Raw genomic sequence first — 13,759 nt, forward strand, 5'->3', positions numbered from 1 at the left:
GAGGATATCTGGGGAATTGGGCGACGTTTAGCTAAACGTTTAGCTTTTATTGGTTGTAAAAATGCCTATGATTTTACATTATTGAGTGATGAATACATTAAACGAAATTTCTCCATCGTAGAATTGCGTTTGAAAAAGGAATTATTAGGCGAAAGCGTTTTAAAATTAGATGAAGTTCAACGCAAAAAATCAATTGCGACCACTCGAAGTTTTGAGAAAACAATCAATGATTATGAAAATCTGAAAGAGCGTGTTTCTACATTTGCTGTTTCTTGTGCAGAAAAGCTTAGAAAAGAACAATCAAAATGCAACATTATTACTGTTTTTGTGATGACCAATCGTTTTGATGAAAAGCAATCATTTGTTTCAAACTCATTAAGTACAACCTTAGATTTTGATTCGAATTCGAGTATCGTTTTGTCAAAAACAGCTTTATTTTTATTGGATAAATTGGTTCCTGCTGAAGGCAAAGTTCCTGATTATAAAAAAGCTGGCGTTATCGTTTCCGCTATTACGCCCGATAATCAAGCACAGATGAATTTATTTCATACAGAATCTCCAAAACATAAAGCGTTGATGAGTGTGATGGATCAATTAAATGCAAATTATGGCGATCATATGCTAAAATTAGCATCGCAAGATGTGCGTAGAAAATGGAAAATGAAGCAAGAACGTTTGTCACCTTGCTACACAACAAGATTTACTGATATTTTAAATGTTTATTAAATGGTACAGTTTATTCAAGTTCCGAAATTCTCAGAAGAGTTAATCAATATCCCTATCAAAACAGATGGTGAAAAACGATTTGTTCAATTTTTTGGTGATGTTTCAGCAGGTTTCCCCTCTCCTGCTGCTGATTTTGTACAAAATAATATTAGTTTAGATGAAATTTTACTGAATCATCCCGAAGCAACTTATCTTAATCGTGTGGGTGGCGAAAGTATGTATCCTGAATATCTGAAAGGTGATTTACTTATCATTCGATCTGATATCGAACCCAGACATCATGATGATATTGTGGTATCGGTCAACAATTCCGAATATACTTTCAAACGTTATGATGCCATCAACAAACAATTGATTTCTCTTAATCCGAAATACAAAAATTGTATTCAATTACAAGATGAAGATGTTGTCATTATTTTGGGAGTTGTAACTGATTTGGTGAGGCATAAGAGAAAATAAATCATTTCTAATGTTTTATTTATAATTTATTACATTTTATCCAACTTTAATAAAATCTCAAAATAATGGAAACAAATTTTTATATTATAAATATGCATAAAATACTTTATCTGGCTAGAAATTTACATGAAAAAGGTTACAATAATTTGAGAGTTATACCCTCATTGTCATCGTCAGGAATGTATTGGAGATGTATATTTCTAGTTGATGTGAATGGAAAAAGAAACAATCTTAATATAACAAATTGGATTCAAGAATTTTATGATGTTAATCTTAAAGAAATAGATCTTGATGAATTAACGAGATTATTTATTTCAGAAGAAAAAGAATTTCTAAAAAATGCTAAAAGCGAAAATAATCAATATGTTGAATGGTTTAAAAATGTACTTGAAAAAGTAAAAAAAGATGAGTTACCATATGCTTTTTCAGATTTTTATTCATCAACTCATTATTGGAAAACTTCAATCGGAAATAAAATCAAAATTATTCCTGGAGAAGAAAAGTATAATTTTTAAACTAATAAATCAACTTCTAAAAATTCATTGTAACGATAAAATCCAATGATGATCTAGTTTTTCAATGGTATTTGAATCAAAATCTGAACAGGTACAAAACGTGACATCAGAATAAACTTGACACATAAATTTAAGTTTTGATAAATATACTTTTTTCTTTAATAATCGCTAATCAATCTAAAATTCAAACTATAACATACTAAATTTAAAGAATAAAACCTATAAAGGCAATTCATTCAAAATTTGTTTTTGTGTGCGCCATGATGGGTAATATTGATCCATTAAGAATATAAATCGCTTGTTATGATGCCGTTCTAAAAGATGCACCAACTCATGCACCACGATATAATCAATACAGTCTAAAGGTTTTTTAGCCAATTCGATATTAAACCATATGCGTTGCTGATCTGTTGCGCAACTCCCCCATTTCGTTTTCATTATCCTAATTTTGAAAGAAGGGGGATTTATATTCATCAATGCTGAAAAATAAACAATTCTATCTTGTAAATATTTTCTTAATTCTTTTCGATAAAAAGCATAAAGATTGGCTTGAAGTTGCATTACATTGTTCAAATCCGAAGATTTAAGAATCAGTTTTTTTCCTGCGATTTCAACTTTATTTCTATTGCATTCTTCTAATTTTAATAAATAACGATCTCCAAAGAAAAAATGACTTTCCTGATTTTTATATACTCTCGGTTCTTCTCGTTTTTGTTCTAAAAATTTACGCTGCTCTTTTTTAATCCAAGCCAACTTTGTGGCAGCATAAATCTTCACTTTTTCCAAATCATAAAACAAAGGAGAAGATATGGTTACATGCCCATAAGGTGGATGCACGCTCAGATGCAAGTTCTTAATATCCTTGAACGTGACCTCAATCGCAATCTCACCTATCTTTATACGTTCCGTCATTTGTTAATATTCGTCTTTGTGGGCTTCGATAATTTTGTAAACTTCATCTACTTTTACTAGGTCATTTACAATTTTATAAATAGCTCCTTTTATAACATTTTGTTTTTGCATATTCTCTCTAAAACCCTCTTGTTTAGCATACTGAATAGTTTCTTCACATAATAAAGCTAAATTCTCATCACCTAACGTATGGTATAATGCCACTTTACCTTTAGTATTTAATGATGCAGGAATATCATCTTTTTTACCCTGATTAACTTGACGAATCAGCTCAGCCATTTTGACTAAATACTCTTGATACGAAATGGTTTCTTGTTTCCGACGTTCGATTAATTCTTGTAATAAAACAGACATCTGATCAAAGTATTTTGGGTCCAACAAATGTTCTTCTACAATTTTACTTCTTACGTTATTTTCAATAGTTTCTGCTACAGCTTCTTTATTTCCTTTAATTCCTTTTGGTAAAGATTCAATTGCTTCTCCCATATTGGTTTCCATTAAATCTAATAGCGAAATATCATCAAAAGGTGAAACTTTTTCGGATTCTTCGGCTTTGATATACGTATCGATCAAAAAGCGCATATCTGCTTCGTAAGACTTTAGATCAATCATCTCATTTGAAGCAATACGAATTACTTCTCTTAGATTTAGATAGTCATCCATTTTTTGGTGGAAGCGCTTTATTTCTAGCTCATTAAATTCCGTATTAACGAAGTCTGCTTTTATGTTGGAGTAAGCTCTGATATATTCCACAATGGCTTTATATAAGGCCATACGTTTGTATTCATTGGCTTTTAAATCCTCAGGATTTTCGGTGTTACCGCAAAAATAATGAATGTAATCCAAATCTGCTTTTGGTAAGGCTACTGGTTCGCAAATCGCTTCCACCGTTTCTACTGCGGTCATTAGACGATCTATGGCTATTTTCAAACGATCTTTCATCGTCACTTGAACTTGATCGCTTGTAAAGCCTTCACTATCTAACTCAGAAGTGTACACATTAATCGCATCGGTTACATTGCCAAATAATTCCATATAATCAACAATATACCCATAATCTTTATCATCGGTATCTAAGCGATTTACCCTACAAATTGCCTGAAACAACGTATGATCTTGCATCTTTTTGTCGATGTAGATATACGAACAAGGAGGCGCATCAAAGCCTGTTAATAATTTAGAAACAACGATGAGTAATTTCATTTTGGCAGGTTCCTTTCTAAAACGCTCTTTACTATCGGATTCGTAAGTTTCGGTTTTCGATTTATTACCACTGGACTGAACTTCTTTCAACAACTCGGTATACGTATTAAAAATATATTCCTTATCCGTTTCAGTATCTGCGCCCGTATCTTCTGTAGAAACATCGCGCATATTGGGATTGTACGATGTAATAATCGCACATTTATTTTTCAATTCGGTTTGCAAGAACAAATTGTAATATTTACATGCTTCGTAAATGCTCGAAGCAACCAAAATTGCGTTACCCCTTTCAGATTTCAGACGTGGCTTTGTAGCAAAATCCAATAAAATATCCGAAACTATTTTCTCCATTCTACTCTTAGAACTCAATACATTCTGCATCGTTCCCCACTTCTTCTTCAGCTCGTTTTTTTGGAAATCATTTAATGCAGCTGTTTTGGATTCAAACCATTGATCTACGCGAGTCTGTGAAGTCAAATTTTGTTCAATACTTCTACCCTCATACATCAAATCCTTGACTACGCCATCTTCAACCGCTTCGTTAAATTTATAGGTGTGAATATATCTTCCAAATACATCCATCGTTGTTTTTTTATCTTCTTTTAATAAAGGTGTGCCCGTAAAACCAATGAACACCGCATTTTGCAAGACGGCTTTCATCACTTGGTTCAGTTTACCACTCTGTGTACGGTGACACTCATCGATGAATACAAATATCTCGCCTTGTGTCTTTACCGGATTGTCTTGCAGTTCTTTGACGAATGCATCAAAATCGGTTTCCGTTTTATTACCGAATTTATGAATCAACGAACATACCAAGCGAGGGCGTGGCGATGTCAGGAAATGCATTAATTCCTTACCCGACTTTGTTTTGGCAATATCAGATTCACCCACATCATTAAATACACGCTCTATCTGATCGTCAAGCTCTGTTCTATCAGTCAATATTACAATACGAGAATTAGCAACATTCTCCAAAATCCATTTCCCCAACATCACCATCATCAAGGATTTACCCGAACCTTGCGTATGCCAAATAATACCACCTTCTCTACGATTCACAAAAAGTTGTGCCTCTTTCAACGCAAAATATTGATGTGGTCTAGGTAACTTTTTCACCCCCGCATCAAAGACAACACCATTGTAGATAATATCCAAGAAACGTTCTTTAAAGCACAATTTCTTTAAGTATTTATCTAGTTTATAATCGTCATTTTCTTGTTCATCTTCCTTCCAAGACAAATAATACTTATCAGGCGTTTCGATCGTGCCATACTTCAACCCTTGGGTATTGTTCCCTGCAAATAAAAATTGAACACTACTGTAAAACCAATCGTTAAATTTCTCTTTTTGGTTAGAAATCGACTGACGAACACTTTCTGCAATATCTGTTGTACCACGTTTTAATTCCAAAACACCCAACGCAATCCCATTGACATACAATACAATATCTGGGCGGCGAACATTTTGTCCTTTGGCTAATGTAACTTCCTCTGCTATGCCGAACTCGTTTTGATTCCAATTCTTCCAATCTATTGGAAAGATGGTTTCAAAATTTTCTCCTAATTCGGGACGAGCCTTTACGCCATAACGCAGTAAAGAATACATCGCCTTATTACGATCGTACAAAGAACCCGCATTGGTATTTGCCGCATCAAAGACCTCTTTCACCGCCTTATTGGCTAAGGCTTCCGAATAACCGCGTTTCAAAAGATTCTTTTTTAAAATCTCTTGCTCTACATTGCTATTGTGTTCACGTTTTTCCCAATTACCATAATAGGTATATCCCAACTGTTCTTGAAACAATTGTATGATACGGTTTTGGGTAATGCGCTCGATTGGGTTAATCATTATATAATTTCAATTTTATACTTAGTAAATGTTAATTTATATTGACTGTTCTGAAATCCATTCAATTGATCTTTAAATTTCTCAATAGGATTACCTAAAAATATGATTTCCTCACTATTTACTCTTACAATTTGATAATTTTCATTTTTTAATGCACAATCTATTTCAGCTTGGGAAATATAAAAATCACGCCTGTTGCTACTTGTCGTTTTAACTTCTACAAAACAAGCATCTACCCCTTCGAATCCAACTAAATCAAAATAAGAGTATTTGTACTTATTTGTAATATACAAATAGGGTATCAATGTTTTTAATGTATCATTGCTAGATAAATTTATCAGTAATTCATCCTTCAACTCTTCAAAATATTTTATGTCATCCACAACACCTTTGATTAATTCAAAAATACTGTTTAGAACTACCTTTCTATCTCCTGTGTCAAGTTGATAATACTTATTTACGAAATAATTCAATACTTCGTGTTCTCCATTAGATCCAATTGTTTCAAGTTCCTCACTTGATGAGCTGTCAAATGCTATATTCTTAATTACCTTCTTTTTTATGCTCCTGTTGGATGATTTAATGATATTATCTGATTGAGAACTAAAAACTATATTCTTAGATTCTAAATTCTTCGATAACTTATGATACAAAAAATCTAATTCTTCATTCTTGATAGGCTGTTGGCTTATCTCTACTTTCAAGTCTTCTATTTCATTGGAAGAATAGATAATATCCAAACCAAAATCATAATCTTTAAAATCTTCAGAGTACTTTAATTCTGCAAAAAAAGAACGAAAGGAATCAAATTTTCCTACATTTTTTAACGCTTGCATCGAGTTGCTTGTTTCAAAATTCCAATGATCTTCAGATATATCCACTTCTGGAAACTCCGCCTTTATTAGACTAATAAATTTGTCTTCCTGTTCTTTATAGAACCAATTATACTTTTGATTCAGAATTTTCAACTCTGCACTATCACATTCTTTTACTAAATCATCGGATGTTCGGTTAAATAAAATCACCTCTATCTTCTCTGCAAAACGATTAGTAGAAAATAACCATTCAGAAATTGCCTTACAAATTACTTTGGGTGTCTCATCTGCTAAATATATTTTCTTATTATCAATACGATAATTTTCAGGATAATTATACGATAAAAACTCAGAGGTTCTTCTAACTGCAAAATTTTCAACAACGAGTATTTTTGTTTGTGCTATTCTATTAAGAATATCCGAATCATTTACGATAAAATCACGTTCAGATTGTGTATCATGGGATATATGGTATAAAATATAAACCAATTTATCTTTAAATAAATAGAAGATATCATTTGTTATTTCTTTTACATTGGTTTCATTAAATGAAATCTCCTCATCAAAAGAAATTACTTTATTCTCTAATACTTGAACATCAAAAAGGCCTTTATCAGATTCATAGATTAAAAAATTACTTTTTCTTTGTTCAAATGCTTGATCTAAATCAGTTTTGGTTTTTAATACAACAAAATCAATATGAGTAACTACCTCTAAATGAACTCCATTAAATATAATCCAGTGATTATTTCTATGGAAAAGACTAAATGTATATGCAAAGAAATTCCTTATAATCGAATAAAAGCTAGGTTGTTGTAAATAGGGAACCAAATAATCTTTTAAAATATTAAAATATTCTGTAGAAAACTGTTCGTAATTTTTAACCAATAACATAGTTGCTGTTGGCTTTATCACCTTTAGGTGATGTAATTTTATTATAGGAAACAGATCTACATAATTATCATTAATCAATGCTGGATGGACTACTTTCTCATCTTTAGAAATACGACAATACAATACAAAATTGCTATTAATTGGTTCTCTTTCATTTAATAACTCAGGTATGTTTTTGAGACCTTCGTTGTACTTGTTATAAATACGTTCATCATACACCAAATGCTTAGCTTGTGAACTAACCCCTAAATAACATAAAAACCCATCATTAAATTTTAGTTGCGCTCTAAAATCATCATCCAAATCTGACAAACAACACAACTGAGCTGGACGAAATAAACCGTCTTTAGTTTTAAGAAACAAAGTAGACAAGTTAAAATTGGCTTGATTCCTTACAGAGTTTCGCTCTCTTAAATCAGCACTAAATATATGAGTGTAGCGATGTGCAAAATAACTATCATCTCTATCTCGTCTACTTTTGTAGATGTCATATACAAAATTAAGTAGCTCTATTTGTTCTATTTCCGAATAATACCCACCTGTTCCTTGTTGATTATCATTAGAATAATCACATTGTTTAAAATATTTTAGTATTTCATTTAAATCTGTACTATAACTCTTAACACCTAATGCCTTAGATAGTTTTTCATTACCAAATTCGACATCTGTGAAATATACGGGTAAAAAAGATGATCTTTCAATAACCTCCTTTGTAGCAAATACTTCACGCGATTCTGATATTTTTAGATTTGGCAAAATCGTAACATCATACTTTCTAAAGCTATTAATTAAATCAGACATATACCCATCCACTCTACTCCAAACACTTAGATTGTAATCATTCGTCAAAGTAGAACACCATTTGATTATAAAATTATAAAGTATCTGAAAATCCTTAGACTTATAGCTTACACTAACCAAAGAAAAATTGTAAGCCAGCCAATTTGTCCAATTACTAAAATCAAGATTCCAACGTTCTGTTTTTATAGAAAACAACTCGACCATTAAAGCTGCTTCCTTCGAATTTATATCAAAGTTTGGTAGAATATATCTATAATTAAATGTCGGTTTAAATAAACTGTCATTAATATATGTTGTATTTAACTGTAAATCTTCTGGTTTCCATAATGTAAACAACAATTCAATACAAGCCTGTAATAAAGCTTTATTGTATTCGCCAACAGCTCCATCCCAATTAATATTTTTACGATTCAGTGTCGTTCGGAAGTCCGCGTGAAAATCAACAAAAGGAAAAGGTGAAGCTACGTCTGTAGGAAGATAATTGTATAGTTTACCTTTATCATCAGCTCTAAGGTATAATCCTATATTTATAGTTTCTACATCAATACCAGCATTCTGAGCCAATTGTATTAATTTCTCATCGTTGATTGTACAATGAATCAAATTAGGATTATTTAATTTAACCTCCTTTGTCATTAAATGTTCTTCATCAAGTGCAATGCTTACCTGGAAAGGTTTATTTTGATGTTTCAACTGAATAAACTCGAAATGAATGCCATTTTGTACTAAATTTTGTTTGATTAACTCTCCTATTATTTGACTATCTTCTAATTCAATAGCAATAACAGTACAATACCCCTGAGCAAACAAATCCTGAACTACTGCCTCTTGTGTATCAATTTCTATAGGAAAATAATATCCAGGAATACCCGTATCTGGATATTCCTTTTGCGCATTACGAATTTTCTCTTGTTGAATCTTAAGATCAGCGTCATTGAAAATAGAAGTCAAAACCTCTGCTAGTCTTATCATTTCGTACAGTCGAAATGCACCCATTTGCGATGTTTTACTTGCAGCATCTATAAATTGGCCTTTCGTAAATATATCCACACTCCTTGTTGGATAAACCTCCTCAGGATTTTGCTTTTTTGCAATTGAAAAAACAGATTTAAAGCCTATACCCTTATTTCCAATAGCACTAGAAACTGTTTTTGAGGAAGTGTAAACAGAACAAATTGACTGAAAATCACCTCTTATTGTATTATCTCCATTTTCATAATCAAAATCTAATACATAAGTAAATGGAGTGCCGTCATTTGCCACATAAAGCAATCCATTTTTTATGCAAATCCTAATGTTTTTATCAGCTCTATCAAAAGCATTTTGCAAAAGTTCAAACACCACCCTACCTTCATAATCTGAGATAATATGAAGTAAGCCTTTGGCATCACGTTTTATATTTTCTACACTTTGATTCGTATAATTTGCGTAATGTTTTCTTAAAACTTCTTTTAACATTGATTCAATCTATTTTTATTTTTTTATTCAGTTCTAAAAAAATTTCTTACACCAACCTCGTTCTCCCCGTCAACAATTCCTGCATCATGCCTTGTTTGATTTGGCGGGCTTTGCCCAATTGCGTTTCCAAAGCCTCCAACTCCGCATCCATATCCGATAATATCGTAGCAATACGCTCTTGCTCGAAAAGGGAGGGTAAAGGAATTCCAGTATTTCTAAATTCTGACATTCCTACTAAATTTTTCATTGCTCCTCCTTGAGTATCATCTATTATCTTAGATTGTATAGTATCAAATTGAAAAATATGATTAAAATAAGAATGAGAAATTACGTCCTTATTTAATCTTATGATTAATAGTGCTTGATTTATTATACCTTTTTCGAAATCTGATGGAATTCTATACAATTTCCCAATTGTTCCAGAACAGCTTAGTATGAAATCATCTGCTCTAATTTCAAAACGAGATAATTCCTTGAATTTATTATAATCTATATAATAGTTACCTAATAATACTGATTTGTATATAGCATTTTTCTGTTCATAAACTTTGTAACCAGACTTGACAAAAAATTCTTTTTTTAATGCTCCACCAAATGGACCTCTAATCAAACCTCCATCAATACAAACCTCCCCCAACTTCTTCACTTCCCAATCATCTTTTGGTGTCAGCAAGGTTTGCATAGCGCCTTGTTTAATGAGGCGTTTTTTGGCGATGAGTTGTTCTAAGCGCTCTATCCACGCATCCGCATCCGACAAAGCCGAAGCTATCGCTTCTTGCTCCGCTAACGGGGGAAGAATAAAATTAAAGTGTACAAAATCCTTCTGATATAAATGCGTAATTGTAGAACCAGCTGTAATCTTACTTAAAAAATCATCAAAATAGAATGACATCAGAACATAATAGAAGAATCTATTATTAATTGAAGCATTCTTTGGTCTTGCAACAAAAACACCACTATTTAAGGTTGTTGGATTACTAATCTTATCAATAAAAGCAATTTTACCTATTGTTCCATCTTTGGTAATTAAAACATCGTTTTCTTTAATTTGAATGTTTCGATCTTGGTCAAATCTTTCCTTAGCAACGTATACACAATTATCCCAATCGATATATCCATTCTTAAAATCAGTTCCTGTTATTAAACAGTAATCTCCACTTTCCAAATATTCGGCAGTGGTTAAACCTTGCCAACCAATTCTGGCTTTTAAAGTAAAATTCTTTTCAAGATTAATCACCTCCCAATCCTCGGGAATCACACCAATTTCGGTTTGTTTGTAGCCTTGTTTTACCATACCCATCCCATTTTTTCAAGGTGAGCCTTTACTTTGCTTGCGGCTTCTTGTACTTCAGTGTCTAAGGTGGCTAAAGTCGTCGCATAGCGTTCCGCCAATTCTTTAATGCGTTGGGTTAGGTTTTGGCTAATGCGTTCTTGCTCTTGCGATAGGGCATTTTGCAAATAGGCTTGCCATTTGTGTTCCAATACCAAGGTTTTAATCTCGGCTTCGCTCAAGGCTGGGTATTTTGCCAATACTTCTTGTTCTAAGTCGGCATTTAGCTTTTTAATTGCGGCATTGGCTTTTTTAATGGAAATGTCTAAGTCTACGTATTCTTCTAATACATCAAAACTACTTTTAGTCTCATAAACCGCTTCTGGTTCTGCTACCATTGCGTATTCGTGTTTCGCAGCAGCTTTTGCCTTTTTGGTAGGTTGTAATTGTTTCAAAAGTTTTCCTACTTCGGTCGCATTAATCTTTTCCAAATCGGCAAACAAACCGTCTTCGCTGCTTTGTTCTTCTTCGATCTCCGTCATACGCGCTTGTGCCGTTTCTACCTTCGCTTCTTCGGCACGTATCGCCGCTTGTAGCTCTTGGAAATACACTTCTATCAATAATTGTGGCGACAGCATTCGGCCTTCAATCCCTGCCAAACCTGCCACTTCTTTATCGCCTTTGGTTTTGCCATTCTTATCGGTTTTCCCTTTTATCACCAAACGTTGGTACTCGTTGCCCGCTTTCCAGCCGTCCATACGGATGCTGTACACATCGTCTTGCATCGTTTCGTTCCAATAGGTCATCAGATGCTGGTACATATCGTAGGCTTCTAATAAGGGGTTACCTTTAAACGCTTCCAAAACCGATTGGCTCGCTTGCGCTATGATGGCTTTGGTATCAGCACCTTGGTCGAGGTTTTGCCAAGTGGCTTTTTCTGTTGCCAACCATTGCGCAAAGGTTTCGTTCACTTGTTCGTTAAAGGCTACAAATTCGGCATGCGCATAAATCGTGGTTTTCAATTCCGTAGTCGGAACAGAAAGTTCATAAAAACCATCACGCACAGCGGTAAACAAGTCGTTCTTCACTTGCGGGAACACCTTCCAGTAATTTTCCAAAGTATCAATATCCGCTTGCGGAATACCCCCTTTCAGGTGTGCTTCTATGTTTTGTATATCTTCGGCTTCCTGCGTATCGATATAGCGCGGAATGTTCAGGTTGTAATCGTTCTTCGGGTCGGCTATTTCCGTCATCGAGACCATACGGCTGTACTTCGGCACCTCTTGTTCTGCCGCAAATACATCCGTCATTTTACGAATATCTTGTTCACGCAAACGGTTTTTGTTGCCATCTTTCACAAATCCCTTGCTCGCATCAATCATAAAGATGCCTTTGCGGTGCTCGGCATGTTCCTTATCCAACACAATAATACAAGCCGGAATACCCGTACCATAAAACAAGTTGGCAGGTAAACCAATAATCCCTTTGATATAGCCTTTCTTCAAGATGTTTTTACGTATTTCGCCCTCGGCATTCCCACGGAATAAAACCCCGTGTGGCAATACCACCGCAGCTTTACCTGTCGATTTCAAGGATTGTATGATGTGCAATAAAAAGGCATAATCGCCATTTTTTTCAGGTGGCACACCCAAAGCAAAACGGTTGAACTCGTCCGCCTCTACATTCACACCATTGCTCCAGCTTTTCAACGAAAACGGAGGATTGGCTACCACATAGTCAAATCGTTTAAGGCTACCATCCGCCTCCTTGTACGCAGGTCGCGTCAAAGTATTATCTGCCACAATCTCCGCCGTAGGGCTATTGTGCAAGATCATATTCATACGTGCCAAGTTGGCCGTAGTCGTTTCTTTCTCTTGTCCGTAAAGGGTAATATCCTTACCCGATTCATTGGCTACTTTTAAGAGTAGCGATCCCGATCCACAGGTTGGGTCATACGCCGTCGTTTGGTTCGTCGCATTGTTGGGATTAATCCCAATTACCTTTGCTAATACACGCGAAACTTCCGCAGGGGTATAGAATTGCCCTTTCGATTTACCTGATTCGGTAGCGAAGTGGCGCATCAAAAACTCGTAGGCATCACCCAAAATATCATCACCTTCAGCAGAGTTTGCCGAGAAGTCCAAAGCTTCATCGTTAAAGATACGAACCAAGTTAGATATGGTATCTACCAAGTCTTTTCCTTTACCTAATTTGGTTTCATCGTTAAAATCAGGGAATTCGTTCAACTTATTGGCTTCTTTAATTGGGTTTAAGATGTTTTTGTTGATCTTATCTCCAATCTCTGCATTACCAATCAAAGCGACCATATCATCAAACGAAGCACCTTCTGGAACGGTGATCGCACCAAAGGGATCGTTTTTGTATTTGTCTGAAATGTATTTCACAAACAACATCGTGAGTACATAATCTTTGTATTGAGAGGCGTCCATACCGCCACGCAGTTCGTCGCAAGATGCCCACAAGGAGCTATATAATTCGGATTTTTTAATTGCCATAATCTTTATAAAAAATTGCTGTAAATTACTAATAAAGTACCAATAAACATCTAACAAATCTCATAAAAATAGAAACCTCATAAGATTTATTGATTTTTAAAAATCTACTCCTTCGGAATCTCCACGAACACAGCACCAATATATTCTTCTTTATACCCTTTTACTGTCATCATGTGTATAAATGGAAGTAAATCCAACTCAATAGAACTTCCATTAAAAGTTTCTTCTTTCAAATCTAAATTACCATTATAACTCAGGGTTTCTTTCACTCTTTTTAATTGTTCATCAGACAATTCAATTGTAATTATAGGCATATTTTCTTGTTTTTAATTTATATTA

General features: G+C 34.0%; 9 protein-coding genes. 3 read left to right on the top strand and 6 right to left on the bottom strand.

The features are described from left to right. From B2X73_RS13665 to B2X73_RS13675, 3 genes are all read left to right on the top strand, one after another. On the top strand, positions 1-726 hold a 726-nt coding region (locus tag B2X73_RS13665), incomplete at its 5' end, for a DUF4113 domain-containing protein (RefSeq protein ID WP_291096704.1). Beyond that, positions 727-1,185, top strand: a complete 459-nt coding sequence (locus B2X73_RS13670) for a LexA family protein (protein ID WP_221854660.1) — start codon at positions 727-729, stop codon at positions 1,183-1,185. A 65-nt stretch (positions 1,186-1,250) separates the two neighbouring features. Then, the gene (locus tag B2X73_RS13675) at positions 1,251-1,700 is read left to right on the top strand and encodes a hypothetical protein (RefSeq protein WP_291096707.1); all 450 of its coding nucleotides are present in this window, start codon (positions 1,251-1,253) and stop codon (positions 1,698-1,700) included. 219 nt (positions 1,701-1,919) lie between these two features. Here the strand turns inward: B2X73_RS13675 and B2X73_RS13680 are convergent, their stop codons facing one another. The 6 genes from B2X73_RS13680 to B2X73_RS13705 all read right to left on the bottom strand — a co-directional run bounded on the left by B2X73_RS13680 (position 1,920) and on the right by B2X73_RS13705 (position 13,734). Then, positions 1,920-2,612 (bottom strand): M48 family metallopeptidase, encoded by a 693-nt coding sequence (locus B2X73_RS13680; protein ID WP_291096709.1) that lies wholly within the window; start codon positions 2,610-2,612, stop codon positions 1,920-1,922. Between the two features lie 3 nt (positions 2,613-2,615). Further along, positions 2,616-5,666 carry a type I restriction endonuclease subunit R gene (locus B2X73_RS13685; protein ID WP_291096711.1) on the bottom strand — a complete coding sequence of 1,017 codons (3,051 nt, stop codon included), beginning with the start codon at positions 5,664-5,666 and terminating at the stop codon, positions 2,616-2,618. Continuing rightward, complete coding sequence (locus B2X73_RS13690) at positions 5,666-9,634, bottom strand: sacsin N-terminal ATP-binding-like domain-containing protein (protein ID WP_291096713.1); 3,969 nt, start codon at positions 9,632-9,634, stop codon at positions 5,666-5,668. Before B2X73_RS13690 ends, B2X73_RS13685 begins: the two co-directional genes overlap by 1 nt. A gap of 46 nt (positions 9,635-9,680) precedes the next feature. Beyond that, complete coding sequence (locus B2X73_RS13695; protein ID WP_291096715.1) at positions 9,681-10,928, bottom strand: restriction endonuclease subunit S; 1,248 nt, start codon at positions 10,926-10,928, stop codon at positions 9,681-9,683. After that, entirely contained in the window at positions 10,922-13,420 is a 2,499-nt protein-coding gene (locus B2X73_RS13700; protein WP_291096717.1) for a type I restriction-modification system subunit M, read from the bottom strand. Before B2X73_RS13700 ends, B2X73_RS13695 begins: the two co-directional genes overlap by 7 nt. 104 nt (positions 13,421-13,524) lie before the next feature. Next, positions 13,525-13,734 carry a hypothetical protein gene (locus B2X73_RS13705; protein ID WP_291096718.1) on the bottom strand — a complete coding sequence of 70 codons (210 nt, stop codon included), beginning with the start codon at positions 13,732-13,734 and terminating at the stop codon, positions 13,525-13,527. Positions 13,735-13,759 lie beyond the last annotated feature (25 nt).

It is taken from the genome of Empedobacter sp. UBA7252 (assembly GCF_002472765.1).
GTDB lineage: Bacteria > Bacteroidota > Bacteroidia > Flavobacteriales > Weeksellaceae > Empedobacter > Empedobacter falsenii_B.